The organism is Pandoraea fibrosis (genome assembly GCF_000807775.2).
Lineage (GTDB): Bacteria > Pseudomonadota > Gammaproteobacteria > Burkholderiales > Burkholderiaceae > Pandoraea > Pandoraea fibrosis.
In genome coordinates, this window is sequence record NZ_CP047385.1 from 1,945,010 (window position 1) to 1,960,471 (window position 15,462).

The 15,462-nt window shown below is 62.0% G+C and carries 14 protein-coding genes; 9 read left to right on the forward strand and 5 right to left on the reverse strand.

The genetic code is table 11. The features are described 5' to 3' along the window. Positions 1 to 153: 153 nt before the first annotated feature. A complete protein-coding gene (locus PI93_RS08770) occupies positions 154 to 1,146 on the reverse strand; it encodes a bifunctional riboflavin kinase/FAD synthetase (protein ID WP_039367406.1) in 993 nt (330 codons plus the stop codon). Between the two features lie 220 nt (positions 1,147 to 1,366). On the opposite strand from PI93_RS08770, the gene purN reads away from it, so the two are divergent. The 6 genes from purN to nadC all read left to right on the forward strand — a co-directional run bounded on the left by purN (position 1,367) and on the right by nadC (position 8,551). Further along, on the forward strand, positions 1,367 to 2,017 hold the full coding sequence (gene purN, locus PI93_RS08775; RefSeq protein ID WP_039367408.1) for a phosphoribosylglycinamide formyltransferase: 651 nt from the start codon (positions 1,367 to 1,369) through the stop codon (positions 2,015 to 2,017). Between the two features lie 194 nt (positions 2,018 to 2,211). Next, complete coding sequence (locus PI93_RS08780; RefSeq protein WP_052240505.1) at positions 2,212 to 3,483, forward strand: RsmB/NOP family class I SAM-dependent RNA methyltransferase; 1,272 nt, start codon at positions 2,212 to 2,214, stop codon at positions 3,481 to 3,483. Positions 3,484 to 3,525: 42 nt separating this feature from the next. Then, complete coding sequence (locus tag PI93_RS08785; protein WP_080759067.1) at positions 3,526 to 4,920, forward strand: mechanosensitive ion channel family protein; 1,395 nt, start codon at positions 3,526 to 3,528, stop codon at positions 4,918 to 4,920. A gap of 304 nt (positions 4,921 to 5,224) precedes the next feature. Continuing rightward, entirely contained in the window at positions 5,225 to 6,421 is a 1,197-nt protein-coding gene (locus PI93_RS08790) for a DesA family fatty acid desaturase (RefSeq protein WP_039367410.1), read from the forward strand. A 94-nt stretch (positions 6,422 to 6,515) separates the two neighbouring features. Then, positions 6,516 to 7,649 (forward strand): quinolinate synthase NadA, encoded by a 1,134-nt coding sequence (gene nadA / locus PI93_RS08795; RefSeq protein WP_039367412.1) that lies wholly within the window; start codon positions 6,516 to 6,518, stop codon positions 7,647 to 7,649. Beyond that, positions 7,649 to 8,551 carry a carboxylating nicotinate-nucleotide diphosphorylase gene (nadC, locus tag PI93_RS08800; protein WP_039367416.1) on the forward strand — a complete coding sequence of 301 codons (903 nt, stop codon included), beginning with the start codon at positions 7,649 to 7,651 and terminating at the stop codon, positions 8,549 to 8,551. The genes nadA and nadC overlap by 1 nt, the downstream gene beginning before the upstream one ends. A gap of 123 nt (positions 8,552 to 8,674) precedes the next feature. Here the strand turns inward: nadC and nadB are convergent, their stop codons facing one another. The 4 genes from nadB to radC all read right to left on the reverse strand — a co-directional run bounded on the left by nadB (position 8,675) and on the right by radC (position 11,837). After that, complete coding sequence (gene nadB, locus PI93_RS08805; protein WP_039367419.1) at positions 8,675 to 10,279, reverse strand: L-aspartate oxidase; 1,605 nt, start codon at positions 10,277 to 10,279, stop codon at positions 8,675 to 8,677. A gap of 241 nt (positions 10,280 to 10,520) precedes the next feature. Then, positions 10,521 to 10,688, reverse strand: a complete 168-nt coding sequence (gene rpmG / locus PI93_RS08810; protein WP_010807102.1) for a 50S ribosomal protein L33 — start codon at positions 10,686 to 10,688, stop codon at positions 10,521 to 10,523. Between the two features lie 15 nt (positions 10,689 to 10,703). Continuing rightward, positions 10,704 to 10,937, reverse strand: a complete 234-nt coding sequence (rpmB, locus tag PI93_RS08815) for a 50S ribosomal protein L28 (protein ID WP_010807101.1) — start codon at positions 10,935 to 10,937, stop codon at positions 10,704 to 10,706. A gap of 225 nt (positions 10,938 to 11,162) precedes the next feature. Continuing rightward, complete coding sequence (gene radC / locus PI93_RS08820) at positions 11,163 to 11,837, reverse strand: RadC family protein (protein ID WP_039367423.1); 675 nt, start codon at positions 11,835 to 11,837, stop codon at positions 11,163 to 11,165. A gap of 160 nt (positions 11,838 to 11,997) precedes the next feature. On the opposite strand from radC, the gene PI93_RS08825 reads away from it, so the two are divergent. The 3 genes from PI93_RS08825 to PI93_RS08835 all read left to right on the forward strand — a co-directional run bounded on the left by PI93_RS08825 (position 11,998) and on the right by PI93_RS08835 (position 15,364). Further along, the gene (locus tag PI93_RS08825; protein ID WP_039367426.1) at positions 11,998 to 12,453 is read left to right on the forward strand and encodes an FKBP-type peptidyl-prolyl cis-trans isomerase; all 456 of its coding nucleotides are present in this window, start codon (positions 11,998 to 12,000) and stop codon (positions 12,451 to 12,453) included. A gap of 8 nt (positions 12,454 to 12,461) precedes the next feature. Beyond that, positions 12,462 to 13,436 carry a 4-hydroxy-3-methylbut-2-enyl diphosphate reductase gene (gene ispH / locus PI93_RS08830; protein WP_039367429.1) on the forward strand — a complete coding sequence of 325 codons (975 nt, stop codon included), beginning with the start codon at positions 12,462 to 12,464 and terminating at the stop codon, positions 13,434 to 13,436. Positions 13,437 to 14,155: 719 nt separating this feature from the next. After that, the gene (locus PI93_RS08835) at positions 14,156 to 15,364 is read left to right on the forward strand and encodes a branched-chain amino acid ABC transporter substrate-binding protein (RefSeq protein WP_039367432.1); all 1,209 of its coding nucleotides are present in this window, start codon (positions 14,156 to 14,158) and stop codon (positions 15,362 to 15,364) included. The last annotated feature ends 98 nt before the right edge of the window (positions 15,365 to 15,462 follow it).

The following is a 15,462-nucleotide window of genomic DNA, read 5'->3' on the forward strand; positions in this document are numbered from 1 at the left end:
TCGCTACGAATTTGGAATGTCGGGTGTGGGGCGCTCGCGCCGGTCGCGTTGACGTCTGGCCTTGTGGGCCGGGAGGTGCAACGCCCGGGCAGGTGCCAGTGGCGCAGGCGGGCCGCGCGCAAGGCGCTGGGCGCCGGCGCACGCGGGCGAAGATCAACTAATTCGGTCGGTAGCGGAGGTAGCGAAGTCGCGTCGCGCGCTCGGGCCATTGGCGTCGAGCGCGTGGGCGAAGTAGGCGCGGGCCTCGCGCGTGTCCTGCGCGATGGCCGCTTCGAGTTCGGCCAGGCCGTCGAATTTGGCTTCGTCGCGCAGCTTCTGCAAGAACTCCACGCGCACCAGCTTGCCGTAGCAGTCGCCCGAAAAATCGAGCAAATGCACTTCGAGCAGCACGCGGCCGGAGTCGTCGACCGTCGGGCGCAGGCCCAGACTGGCGACGGCGGGCAGTGGCTTGTCCGCCAGACCATGCACCTGCACCACGAATATGCCCGTGAGGGCCGGATGTTTGTGGGCAATGCGCAGATTGAGCGTGGGGAAGCCCAGCTTGCGGCCGAGCTTCATGCCATGCACGACGTGACCGGTGATGGCGTAGGGACGGCCGAGCAGCGCGTGCGCGCGCTCGAAGTTGCCGTCGGCAAGGGCGGCGCGCACTTCCGAGCTGGAAATGCGCACGCCGTCATGCGCAATGGTCGGCATCTGCTCGACGACGAAGTCGAAACGGCGCCCCGCCTCGCGCAGATAGTCGATGTCGCCCGCGCGTTTCGCGCCGAAGCGGAAGTCATCGCCGACGAGCAGCCAGCGGGTGTGCAGGCCGTCGACGATGATGTTGCGCACGAAGTCTTCGGGCGACTGGCCCGCGAAATGGGCGTTGAAGTGTTCCACCACCAGACGGTCGACGCCTTGCGAGCGCAGCGCCTCGAACTTGTCGCGCAGATTGGAAATGCGCGCGGGCGCCCGGTCGGGCATGAAGTACTCGCGGGGATGCGGCTCGAACGTCATCACGCACACCGGCAGGCCGCGCGCAGCCGCTGCGGCGCGCACGCGCGCGAGCAGTGCCTGGTGGCCCAGATGCACGCCGTCGAAATTGCCGATCGTCAGCACGCAGGGCGCTTTGCTTTGCGCGTTGGGTAGACCCCGGAAGACTCGCACGATAAAGGAAGCGTCAGTACAGGACGTTGAGTGAGCGTTGGTGGAGGAACCGTGCGGCACAGCGGGGGGACCCGGTGGCCTGCGATGGCGGGCGAGGCCCGGTGCGCAGGACGGCCGATCCGACATTGCGGCGCCGCAGAACGTTGAATTATAAACGCTTCGGAGCCATCGCGGCGCGGATCGGCTGTCTGGTGCGCCGCGCCAATGATAAAATCCGGCGATGAAGAACATTGTCATCCTGATTTCCGGACGAGGCAGCAACATGCAAGCCATCGTCCGGGCCTGTACCGCAGAAGGCTGGCCGGCCCGCGTGGCCGCCGTCATCGCCAATCGCCCCGAGGCCGACGGTCTCGGATTTGCGCAGGAAAACGGTATCGCCACGGCCGTGGTGCCCAGTCGCGGCAAGACCCGCGAGGCATTCGATGCCGAACTTGCCGCTGAGATCGACCGTCACCAGCCCGATCTGGTCGTGCTCGCCGGCTTCATGCGCATTCTCACCCCGGAATTCACCGAGCGTTACGCCGGCCGGCTCATCAACATCCACCCGTCGCTGCTGCCCGCCTTCCCGGGCCTGCAAACGCATGCCCGTGCGCTGGAAGCCGGCTGCAAGGTCGTGGGCGCCACGGTGCATTTCGTGACGGCCGAGCTCGATCACGGCCCGTATGTGCTGCAAGCGGCCGTGCCGGTGCGCGCAGGGGACACGCCCGAGGCACTGGCCGAGCGCATCCTGCCGCTGGAACACATCATTTATCCGCGCGCCGTGCGCTGGTTCGTGGAAGACCGTCTGATCGTGGCCGATGGCCGCGTGACGGTGACTCCCGCGGCCGACGGCACGCCCGATCCGCAATGGCTTTTTGGTGAGGACGCATGAGCACCCGCCCGACACAGCGCCGCGATGGCGCCAATTCATCCGCTCACCGCTCCGGCGGCCGATCGACCGATACCCGTCAACCGTCCAAGGGCGGCCAGCCAGGGGAGCGTCAGGAACGCTATGTCCGCCCCGACCGCTACGACCGTTCGCGCAACGATCGCCGCCCGGAGGCTCCGCCCGCCGAGACGGCCCGCATGCGCGGCGAGCACCTGTCGCCCGCACTTTTCGAACATACCCAGCGCCTGCTTGGCAGCGTGCTGACGTTCAGTGGCCCGGCCGACACGCTCGTGAGCACGTACTTCCGTGCCAACGCGAAGCTGGGTCATCGCGAGCGTGGCGTGCTGGCAGAGACGGTGTTCGCCATCCTGCGCCGCAAGCTCGAATTCGGTCAGCACGCGGGAAGCGGCTCCGGGCCGCTGGAGCGCCGTCTGGCACTGCTGGGACTGGCGTTCACCCGCGGTCTGGCGTCGGTCCAACTGGTGGCCACCCCCGATGAAGTCACATGGCTCGAACATGTCGGTCAGATCGATCCGGCAAGCCTTTCGGCACGCGTGCGCACGAATTTGCCGGAATGGCTCTATGAGCGTCTGGCCAAGCGGTTCGACGCCACCGAACTCGAAGCGCTCGCCGCCGCACTGAACCAGCCGGCACCGCTCGATTGCCGCGTGAACCTGATCAAGTCGAATCGCGACGATGTGCTTGCCAAGCTGCGTGAAGACGGCTTCTCGGCGGAAGCGACACCGTTCGCGCCCAATGGCATCCGTCTGTCGGGCAAGCCGGCGCTGCAAAAGCACCCCCTGTTCATGTCGGGCGCGATCGAAGTGCAGGACGAGGGCAGCCAGTTGTTGTGCCAACTGGTCGCGCCGCGTCGCGGCGAGATGATCGTCGACTTCTGCGCCGGGGCCGGCGGCAAAACACTCGCCCTCGGGGCGCAAATGCGTTCCACGGGGCGTCTGTATGCGTTCGATATTTCGGAAAAACGCCTGGCCAAGCTCAAGCCGCGTCTGGCACGCAGCGGCTTGTCGAACGTCTATCCGGTGATGATCGACAGCGAGAACGACAGCAAGATCAAACGACTGGCGGGCAAGATCGACCGCGTGCTGGTCGACGCGCCGTGCAGCGGGCTGGGCACGTTGCGCCGCAATCCGGATCTGAAGTGGCGTCAGTCGCCGCAGTCGGTTCAGGAACTCACGCAGAAGCAGGCGTCGATTCTGGCGAGCGCTGCCCGGCTGGTGAAGGTGGGGGGCCGTCTCGTGTACGCTACGTGCAGTCTGCTTACCGAAGAGAACAGTGCCATTGCCGAGGCGTTCGCGGCCGCGCATCCCGATTTCGTCCTGTTGCCGGCGAACGAGTTGCTCGCATCGCAGAAGATCGACCTCGATACGGGCAAGTATCTCGAGCTGCTGCCGAACCGCAACGCGACCGACGGTTTCTTTGCCGCCGTGTTCGAGCGTCGCCCGGCGTAAGGCGTTTCCGGGCGTCAGCGAACAACAAGAAGAGAGATAGCGATGCAGGAAAGTCCGGCTTTCGCGAAGTTGGTGCGGGACGTCGTTCGCGACGTCGGCGACCCGCAGATCATCTGGCAGATCGCGGCCCTTGTCGGGGCGCTCGCCGTCGCCTTCGTGCTGCGGCGCTGGATGATCGGCCGGCTCGATCGTCATTTCGAGCGTGTCGCCCCTTCGCGCCGCGCGGGCTCGTCGAGCCTGCGCCGCTCGTTCTTCCCGATGTTCGGCTGGATGTGCGTGGCCCTGACGCGCGTGGTGCTTCAGGAGCATATGCGCGTCTCGCTGCTGCGGTTGGCCGAAGTGCCGCTGTTCGGCACGGCGTTGATTTATCTGGCGTTCTACTTCGCGCGGCGCCTGTTTGCGTCGTCGCCGCAGACCTACGGGCTGTTGAAAATCTTCGAACGCGTGTTCACCGCATTCGCCTGGCTGTCGATGCTGGCCTATGTGCTGGGCGTGCACGACGACATCCTCAGTTGGCTCGCCAGTGTGCGTTTCGCGGTCGGATCGAGCCATCTGACGTTGCTGTCGATTCTCTCCGGTCTGCTCTGGATCGGCGTGACCCTCGTGTTGGCCATGTGGGTCGGGTCGCTGATCGAAGACCGGATCATGCGCACGACTACGCTAGACGGCAACCTGAAAGTGGTGATGTCGCGGCTGGTCAAGGGGGTGCTGACGCTGATTGCCGTGCTCGCGACGTTGTCGTTCGTGGGCATCGACATCACCGTGCTTGGGGTGTTCGGCGGCGCGCTGGGCGTGGGGCTGGGATTCGGTTTGCAGAAAATTGCGTCGAATCTGGTCTCCGGCTTCATCATCCTGCTCGACCGTTCGGTGCGCATCGGCGATCTGATTACGATCAGCCCGTATCACGGCACTGTTTCGCAGATCAATACGCGCTATACGGTAGTTCGCGGGCTGGATGGCGTCGAAGCGCTGGTGCCGAACGAGCAACTGGTGACGAATGTGGTGCAGAACCACTCGTTTACCGAGACGCGCGGCCGGGCCAAGGTGAACGTGCAGGTGGCCTACAGCGCCGACGTGGGGCTGGCAATGTCGCTGATGCTCAAAGCGGCGGAGGACGTTCCCCGGGTGCTGACGGACCCGCCGCCATCGGCCTTGCTGCTTAACTTCGGGGCCGATGGGATGGACCTCGAAATGGGCTTTTGGGTGCAAGATCCGGCCCAGGGCAGCGGCGCTATCCGATCGACGATAAATATGCGGATTTGGCGCACTTTTCGCGAGCACGGTATTGAAATTCCGTATGCGCAGCGCGAAATACGCATTTTGAACGATTGGGCCGATGGTGTGCCCGTTGCAAGCGTCGATCGCCCGGATTTGCCTGCGGATACCTCGAAACCCGCGCTAGCACAGGCGCAAGACGGCGAGAAGAAGCCTTCGTAGACCGTTTTGCCCAGGCCCACGGGTTGACCTGCGACAAAATGCGTGGCGGGCAGGCTACACACGGGCAACAGTCCGTCAGGTAAAATGCCCGGCAAACCAATAAGAAACCCACGTTCACCGGCACGTTTTCCGCCCATCTCGCCCCGGCATTCAGCAACTTGCCGAACTCCAGCGAATCCAAGCGTCAAGCGAGCGTAAGAACGAGACCTGACGCGACGGCGATCGATGCCGCATCGGCCCGACAAGACAAGACACGGCGGTGTTGCCGTGATTGCTACCGTATTGATTAGTTTGGAGTGATATTTTGCTGGACAGTCTCCTTGGATTTATCTCTAACGGCCTGCTCGACTGGAGCGGCTGGGAGATCACGTTGTTCACGCTGGCCGTCACGCATGTGACGATCGCGGCTGTGACGATCTACCTGCACCGTTGCCAGGCGCACCGCGCCCTCGACGTGCATCCGATCGTCGCCCACTTTTTCCGTTTCTGGCTCTGGATGACCACAGGCATGGTGACCAGCGAGTGGGCTGCGATCCACCGCAAGCACCACGCCAAGTGCGAAACGCCGGAAGATCCGCATAGCCCGCAAACGCGCGGCTTGTGGAAGGTGCTCGCCGAGGGCGCCGAGCTGTATCGCGCCGAGGCGAAGAACGAAGAAACGATTCGCAAGTTCAGTCACGGCACGCCGAACGACTGGCTCGAGAACCACGTCTACCGTCGCTACCCGATTCTGGGCGTGAGCTTCATGATGATCATCGATATTGCGCTGTTTGGCGCGATCGGGCTGACCGTCTGGGCCGTGCAGATGGTGTGGATTCCGTTCTGGGCCGCCGGTGTGGTCAACGGTCTGGGCCACTACTGGGGCTATCGCAACTTCAACTGCGCCGACGCGTCGACGAACCTGCTGCCGTGGGGCATCATCATCGGCGGTGAAGAACTGCACAACAATCACCACACTTACGCCACGTCGGCCAAGCTGTCGAACAAGTGGTACGAGTTCGATATTGGCTGGTTGTACATCCGCCTGTTGTCGATGGTGGGCCTGGCCAAGGTGAAGAAGATTGCACCGACGCCGAAGCTCGCGAAGAGCAAGGCAGCGTGCGACGATGACACCTTGCAGGCCGTGCTCTCGAACCGCTACGAAGTGATGGAGCGTTACGCCAAGACCTTCAAGCGTGCCTATGGCCAGGAACTGGCACGCTTCAAGGACAAGCGTCAGCATGGCGAGTACCAGTTGTTCCGGGGCGCGCGTAAGTGGTTGCATCACGATGAAGCGTCGCTGCAAGAGCCGCAGAAGCAGCAACTGGGCGAGATCTTCGCGCACAGCAACGCCGTGAAGACGTATTACGAACTGCGCCGCGAACTGGCCGGTATCTGGGAGCGTTCGAACGCATCGCGCGAACAGCTTTTGAGCCAGTTGCAGAACTGGTGCCATCGCGCCGAGCAAAGCGGCATTCACGCGCTGCAGGAATTCGCTTCGCGTTTGCGCCGCTACGCGTGAACGGGCGAAGCCGGAAATCCGTTTTTGACGCATAATCGAAACCCCGCCACGGCGGGGTTTTGTCATTCCCGGCCTTCCCACGGGCCAAGCGAAAATGAATGCCTCACTCAAATCCGTAGAATTCGAGCGCCCCGCACCGAGCGGCGCCACGTGCGTTGCCCACGCCTGGGCGCGTGTCCCGGATGCGCCGTCGCAGGAGGAACGCGTAGCGCTCAAGGCCCGGATCAAGCGTCTGCTCGTCGAGCAGAACGCCGTGCTGGTGGCCCATTACTACGTTGACGCCGATTTGCAGGACCTCGCCGAAGAGACCGGCGGGTGTGTGGCCGACTCACTGGAGATGGCGCGTTTCGGCCGCGACCATTCGGCCAAGACGCTGGTGGTGGCCGGTGTGCGCTTCATGGGCGAGACGTCGAAGATTCTCAGTCCCGAAAAACGCATTCTGATGCCGGATCTCGACGCGACCTGTTCGCTCGATCTGGGCTGCCCCGCCGACGAGTTCGCGGCATTTTGCGATGCACACCCTGACCGCACGGTCGTCGTCTACGCGAATACGAGTGCGGCAGTGAAGGCTCGCGCCGACTGGATGGTGACCTCGTCCATCGGTCTGGAAATCGTGGCCCATCTGCATGCGCAGGGGAAAAAGATTCTCTGGGCACCGGATCGCCATCTGGGCAGCTACGTGCAGAAGCAGACCGGTGCCGACATGTTGTTGTGGCAGGGCGCCTGTCTGGTGCACGACGAATTCAAAGGCACCGAACTTGAATTGCTGCGCCGCGAGTTTCCGAACGCCAAGGTGTTGGTGCATCCGGAGTCGCCGGCGTCGGTCGTTGAGCAAGCGGATGTGGTCGGCTCGACATCGCAGATGATTGCGGCCGCGCAGACGATGGACGCGACCGAGTTCATCGTGGCGACGGACAACGGCATTCTGCACAAGATGCGCGCCGCAGCGCCGGGCAAGCGCTTTATCGAAGCCCCGACGGCCGGTAACAGCGCCACCTGCAAGAGCTGCGCGCATTGCCCGTGGATGGCGATGAACAGCCTGCAGAATCTGGCCGACGTACTGGCGTCGGGCAGTAACGAAATTCACGTCGATGCAGAGATTGGCCGCCGTGCCCACACATGTATCGACCGTATGCTCAAGTTCGCTGAAGCGCGCAAACAGAATGTGCGCGCCAGCGGTGATTTCGCGCGCGATGGCGCGCTGTTTGCCGGTGTAGGTCCCGCATAATGACGCAACCCAATACGCTGAGCACCGACGAGGCGCTCTCCCCGGATTTCGCCGCGTTCGGCGAGCCGCTTGAGGCGGCACTCTCGCGCAACGTGCGCGATGCCCTCGCCGAAGACATCGGTAGCGGCGATCTGACAGGCCTGCTCGTGCCGTCCGACGAGATGGCGCATGCCCGCATCATTGTGCGCGAATCGGCCGTGCTGTGCGGCGTGCGCTGGTTTGAGCGCTGCATGAAGGGCGTGAATGCCGAGGTCCGTGTGCAATGGCATTACCGTGAAGGCGACCGCATGTCGCCTGATTCGGCGGTGTGCGATATCTACGGACCGGCGCGCGCGTTGCTGACAGGCGAGCGCACGTCGATGAACTTCCTCCAGTTGCTCTCCGGTGTGGCAACGGCTGTGCGCCGCTATGCCGATATCGTCGAAGGCACGAAGGCAAGCGTACTCGACACACGCAAAACGTTGCCGGGCCTGCGTCTCGCGCAGAAGTTCGCGGTACGCGTGGGCGGGGGAGCCAACCAGCGCCTCGCACTCTACGACGGGATCCTTATCAAGGAGAATCACATCGCGGCGGCTGGCGGTATTCGTCAGGTGCTGGCGAACGCCGATCGTCTCGCCGATGGCGCGCCAGTGCAGATTGAAGTGGAGTCGCTTGAGGAGCTCGAAACGGCGCTTGAGTGCGGTGCGACGTCGATCCTGCTCGATAACTTCACGCTGGACATGATGCGTGAGGCCGCGCGCGTCGCCGATGGGCGCGCTGTGCTGGAGGCGTCGGGCGGCATCAATCTCGAAACGCTGCGTGCGATTGCCGAGACGGGGGTGGACCGGATTTCGGTGGGGGGACTCACCAAGGACGTTCGCGCCACCGACTTCTCGATGAGGATTCTCGAGACGGTAGGGTAAGCGCAGCGATTCGTTCGCGCTGTTGCAGCAGAATACGAAAGGCCGCAGGGGAAAAACCTGCGGCCTTTTGTTTGATTTGTTGCCGGGGTGTTACGGTGTTATCGCATTGGGCCCGACGCCGGATTAGCGAACGTGTCTCGGCAATGCCGGCGACAGTACGGTTGGTAGTGCTTTCGGCAGGGTGTCCGGAAAGTCCCGGGAGAAGTGCAGTCCCCGGCTCTCGTGACGCTCCAGCGCACTGTCGACGATCAGCGATGCCACGTCGACCAGATTCCGAAGCTCGAGCAAGTCACGGCTCACGCGGAAATTCGCGTAGTACTCGGTGATTTCTTCGCGCAGTAGCGCGATTCGGTGCTGAGCCCGCTCAAGCCGCTTGGTCGTGCGGACGATGCCGACGTAATTCCACATCATGCGGCGCAACTCGTCCCAGTTGTGCGCGACAACGACTTCTTCGTCGGCATCGGAGACACGACTTTCGTCCCAGGCGGGAACATCCGTTGCGCCGGGGTGCGTCGATTCGCCGCGCTGAATATCCTCCGCGGCGGCTTTGCCGAGCACGAGGCATTCGAGCAACGAATTGCTGGCGAGGCGATTGGCGCCATGCAGTCCGGTGTAGGTCGCTTCGCCGACGGCATAGAGCCCGGGCAGATCCGTTTTGCCGTGCATATCGGTGACGATGCCGCCGCAGGTATAGTGCGCTGCCGGGACCACCGGGATCGGCTGTTTGGTGATGTCGATACCCAGTTCGGCGCATCGCGCCAGAATCGTGGGGAAATGTTCGCGCAGGAATTCGGGGCTCTGATGGCTGATGTCGAGATACACACAGTCCAGACCGTGCTTCTTCATCTCGAAGTCGATGGCGCGCGCGACGATGTCGCGCGGCGCCAGTTCGGCGCGCGGGTCGTGTTGCAGCATGAAGCGCGTGCCATCCGGCAATACCAGACGTCCGCCTTCGCCACGCACCGCTTCCGTAATCAGGAACGACTTGGCGTAAGGATGATAGAGGCAGGTCGGATGAAACTGGATGAACTCCATGTTCGCGATGCGGCAACCGGCGCGCCAGGCCATGGCGATACCATCGCCGGTCGCGGTGTCGGGGTTCGTCGTGTACAGGTAGACTTTGCCCGCGCCGCCGGTGGCCAGCACGGTGTGCCGTGCCGTCATGGCGTGCACTTCGCCGGAGGCGAGATCCTGAACATACAGTCCCTGGCAATGACGTCCGGCCGTCGGTGCCGAGTCGGCCCGGTCCGATGTAATCAGATCGACCGCGAAATGATTTTCAAAGAGGGTGATATTCGGATGCTGACGCACGCGCTCGGTGAGCGTAGCGATCACGGCGTGCCCGGTGGCGTCGGCCGCGTGAATGATGCGTCGATGGCTATGGCCGCCTTCGCGTGTCAGGTGGAAGCCGAGTTCGGCAGCGTCGTCGCGTGTGAAAGGCACGCCCTGCGCGATGAGCCACTCGATGGCTTCCCGGCTATGCTCGACGATGAATCGCGTGGCTGCCTCGTCGCAAAGGCCGGCACCGGCAATGAGGGTATCGGCTACATGCTCGTCGACGCTGTCGGTCGAGTCGAGTACGGCGGCGATGCCGCCTTGTGCCCAGTCGCTTGCGCCTTCCGGCATCGGACGCTTGGCGACCAGCGCCACACGGCAGGTACTGGCCAGATGGAGGGCGACAGACTGGCCGGCGAGCCCGCTGCCGACAATGACGACATCGAAATTCATGATACGCGCTGTCTCTGGAATCGCCGCCACAAGGCGGGCGCGATTCTTGTTATGGAGGTGAGCCAGTATAGCGAGTCAATACGCGCGTGACACACGACCCTATGCGCACTTCGATGAAATTGTGTCTTGCGTCACTACGCATAGCGTAGCGCTGCAAATTTCGGGACGCCCAAACGAAAAACCCCGCCAATGGCGGGGTATCGAACGCAGCAGCGGACTGCTACGAGAAAACCTGTTGATCTTATTTGATCTTGGTTTCCTTGTAGGGCACGTGCTTACGAGCCACCGGATCGAACTTGCTGATTTCCATCTTTTCCGGATGGGTACGCTTGTTCTTGGTGGTCGTATAGAAATGACCCGTACCTGCGGTCGATTCCAGCTTGATCTTGTCGCGAGCGCCTTTTGCCATGATGAGCTCCTAAACTTAGACTGCGTTGCGCGAACGCAGATCTGCCAGAACGGCATCGATGCCGTTCTTGTCGATCAGGCGCAGGCCAGCTCGCGAAATACGAAGACGAACAAAGCGGTTTTCACTTTCAACCCAGAACCGGCGATTTTGCAAGTTCGGGAGAAAACGGCGCTTGGTTTTGTTGTTGGCGTGGGAAACGTTGTTGCCGACCATCGGCGCTTTCCCGGTCACTTGACATACGCGTGCCATGAAGCACTCCTAACCCAGAATTCTGTGTAAAAAAAGGTGAGTCGAAAAGACAGACCGCGATGATACCACAAAAATCCCAGACAAATCAATCGCTTTAGTGATTAGGATGCGAGTCCCTGGCGGGAAACGTCTGTCGGAGATTCGGGGAAGGGACGGATTATAGCGCAAGCATTCCGCGAGCGCGACCCGAATGCCAAAATCTTGGGCAAATGTTGTTGCCAGCCATCACAGCCCACCGTTCTCGGCAAGCGAGTACACGCTGTCGCCCGCCACGATGAAATGGTCGAGAAGACGGATCTCGAGCAGCGCCAGGGCGTCGCCTAGCTGACGCGTCAGCGCCAGATCCGCCGCACTCGGGGTGGGCACTCCGGAGGGGTGATTGTGCGCGACGATCACGGCGGCGGCGTGCACGTCGAGGGCCGCACGCACGATCTCACGGGGGTAGGCGCAGGTTTGCGTCAGTGTGCCCTCGAACATCACGCGGGTGCTGACGAGCCGGTGCGCAGCATCGAGGAACAGGCAGGCGAAGCGCTCGCGCGAGCGGTCCTGGAGCGTGAGGCGTAGATAGTCGCGCACGCGCGCCGGAGAGTCGAGCAGGCTGCCCGACTGCATGCCTTCCCCCAACATTCTGCGCGCCACTTCCAGGGCAGCCTGAAATTGAAGGGATTTGGCCTGACCCAGTCCGGGAATCTGGCGCAAACTCTCGAACGGCATGGAGAGCAGCCGGGAGAGCGATCCGCTGCGGGCGATCAATTCGCGCCCGAGATCGACGGCGTTGCGTCCCTGCGAGCCGGTGCGCAGCAAAATCGCCAGTAACTCGGCATCGGATAGCGCATTGGCGCCTCGGGCCAGCATTTTTTCGCGGGGACGCTCGGCGAGCGGCCATTGGGCGATGGACATGACGACTCCTGAACCGGACACCGTCACGCGCATGATCGCGGGTGCCACTAATAAGAAACACTGCCGTCGACAGGAAAAAATCGGGGCTGCTTTGCTGGGGAGCCGGACGCGCAACGCGACGTCATTTACAATATTAGCTTGACCTTGCTGTGAGACCCCCATGAGTTCTGTTGCAACCCCCGTGGTTCAAGACGATTCCTATCTGACGCTCCACTACCGGATCGCCGCGCCCGATGGCGCTGACATTGTCAACACGTTTGAAGGCACGCCGGCCACGCTGCAGCTCGGGGGCGGCCAGATGGCTCCGACCCTGGAGCAGGCGCTGCTGGGGATGACGGCGGGGGAGCGTCGCCGGGTGGAACTGGCGCCCGAACAGGCCTTCGGCCCGCGCAATCCGGAACTGCTGCAACGCGTCTCGATGAAGACGCTGCAGGAAAACAGCAACTTTGGCGAAGCATATAGCGTTGGCGATCTGGTCGAGTTCAACGCGCCGAGCGGTGGCCGCTATGCGGGCATCCTGCGCGAACTGGGCGACGGCTGGGCATTGTTCGACTTCAACCATCCGCTGGCAGGCCAGCCGATCGTGTTCGAAGTCCAGATTATCGGCATTCTGTAGGGATCGAAATGAGCGCCACCCAAGTCGTAGCACCGACCTTGTCGGATGCGGAAATCCTGCTGGCTCAGCCGCGTGGCTTTTGCGCGGGCGTTGATCGTGCCATTGAAATCGTCGAGCGTGCGCTCACGATGTATGGCGCGCCGATCTACGTGCGCCACGAGATCGTGCATAACGCGTATGTCGTCGAGAACCTGCGCAAGAAAGGCGCGATTTTCGTCGAGGAACTGACGGACGTGCCGTCGGGCAACACGCTGATCTTCAGCGCCCATGGCGTGTCGCAAGCCGTGCGTACCGAAGCGGAAGCCCGTGGCCTTCGTATTTTCGACGCCACATGCCCGCTCGTCACGAAGGTGCATGTCGAAGTGGCGAAGATGCGCAGCCAGGGGCTCGAGATCATCATGATCGGCCACAAGGGTCACCCGGAAGTGGAGGGCACGATGGGCCAGTCGGGCGAGGGCATGTTCCTCGTCGAGACGATTGAAGACGTGCTGGCCCTGCAGGTGGCGAACGAAGACAAGCTCGCGTATGTGACGCAGACGACGCTGTCCGTCGACGACGCTGCCGAGGTGATCAACGCGCTCAAGCAGCGCTTCCCGCGGATCACAGAGCCCAAGAAGCAGGACATTTGCTACGCGACGCAGAATCGTCAGGACGCCGTGAAATTCATGGCGCCGCAGTGCGATGTGGTCGTGGTCGTCGGCAGCCCGAACAGCTCCAATTCGAACCGCCTGCGCGAAGTTGCCGAAAAGATGGGCGTCCCCGCCTACATGATCGACTCGCCGGATCAGCTCAAACCGGAGTGGTTCGACGGCAAGCGCCGGATCGGTGTGACGGCGGGCGCTTCGGCGCCGGAAGTGCTGGCGCAATCGATCGTGTCGCGTCTGCGCGAACTGGGTGTCAATCAGGTCAAGGTGCTTGAGGGCGTGGAAGAAAACATTGCTTTCCCGCTGCCCAAGGGCCTCGCGCAAGTGGCCGTCGGATAAGCGTCGTCCGCGCAACCAGACCAAACGGCCAGCGGCAACGCCGCATGGCTCGCAAACCGGGTGCCGCATCGAGCGGCCCCGGTTTTTTATCGCCTCATTCCCGCTTCCCCCTTCTGCGCATACCGCCCCGTGCGCGGCCATCCTCAGGCGACCGATGCAATCGGTATCCACCTGCCTTCCCAGTCGTACCAAGTCGTGAATTCGACTGCGGCGTTTGTGCATTCTCTCCACATTTTTTGCAAAAATTCTGCGCGACGATTTTTCTTCTTTTTGACGTCTCATCAGCCAAAACTCATGACGTCAATTAATAATTCAACGAATAAAGAATTTGGACAAATTCAGGCTGTCTGGTTTTCCAGAATCTAATTATTTATATATTCACTTAATTAGAATGGCTGCTCCAATTGTTATAGGCATGCTAATTGCTTATTAGCTTGATGTGGCGCTCAAGCCCATCAATGGTGCATTGGTTGCACCATCAAGCCGCCCGGGCCGGTGCGCCTGGGTGCGTAAAACCTTTAACAAATCCGGGGTTGCGCTTTTGAAAAATTAGGGTTGCACAAGTCGGTATAAAACCTTAGTCCTCCATTATGGAAAACCCTGTGGCGGCGGGCGTCGCAGCCGCAAAGAATGGAGTTACAATGCGCGCGTTTCGCATACGAAACATCGAATTGGCGTTTTTGGCGTTATTAAACCGCCGACAATCAGGAGATAATCAAATGCAACTCAAGTTCGCGAAGGTACTGCCCGTAGTCGCCGCAGTGACGCTGTTGGCGGCCTGCGGTCAGAAGGAAGAAAAGCAGGCCGACTCGGGTGCCGCTTCTGCACCTGCCGCGACGACTGCCGCCAGCGGGGGCGGCGATGCGGTTGTAATTAAGATCGGGCACGTTGCACCGTTGACGGGCCAAATTGCTCACTTGGGCAAAGATAACGAAAATGGTGCACGCCTGGCTGTCGAAGAGGCCAACAAGGCTGGCCTGACCATTGACGGCAAACCGGTCAAGCTGGAACTGGTGGCCGAAGATGACGCCGCCGATCCGAAGACCGCAACGCAGGTTGCCCAGAAGCTCGTCGACGAGAAGGTTGTCGCCGTGGTGGGCCACTTGAATTCCGGTACGACGATTCCGGCATCGAAGATCTATAGCGATGCGGGCATCGTGCAGATCTCGCCGTCCGCCACCAACCCGGCATACACCCAGCAGGGCTTCAAGACCACCTATCGTGTGGTCGCGACCGACGCTCAGCAAGGTCCGGCACTGGCCAACTACGCCACCAAGGCGCTGGGTGCCAAGTCGGTGGCCATCGTCGACGACGCGACGGCCTACGGCAAGGGCTTGGCCGACGAGTTCGAGAAGACCGCCAAGGCCAACGGCCTGAAGGTGCTCTCGCACGACGCGACCAACGACAAGGCCACGGACTTCCGCGCCATTCTGACCAAGATCAAGGGTGAGCGTCCGGACATCATCATGTACGGCGGTATGGATGCCACCGGCGGCCCGTTCGCCAAGCAGTCGAAGGAACTGGGTATCGGTGCCAAGGTGCTGGCCGGCGACGGCGTGTGTACCGACAAGGTGGCCGAACTGGCTGGCGATGCCATCGACAACATCGTTTGCTCGGAAGCGGGCATGGCGCTGTCGAAGATGGAAGGCGGTGCGGACTTCTCCAAGCGCTACGAAGCCCGTTTCAACCAGCCGATCCAGATCTACGCCCCGTTCACGTATGACGCCGTCAACGTGATCGTCGACGCCATGAAGCGCGCCAATTCGGCCGATCCGGCGAAGATCCTCGCAGCGATGCCGGCCACCGACTACAAGGGTGTTATCGGTCACATCGCCTTCGACAGCAAGGGCGACATGAAGGAGCCGGTGATCACGCTCTACAACTACAAGGACAAGAAGAAGAGTGTGCTCGACGTGGTGAAGATGTAACTCCCAGGCGCTTGCGCCATGAAACGGCACCGTTGCCTACCCGTTCGGTGCCGTTTCTTTATCTGCGGAACGATGTCGTGCCTGCATGACGGGCACGG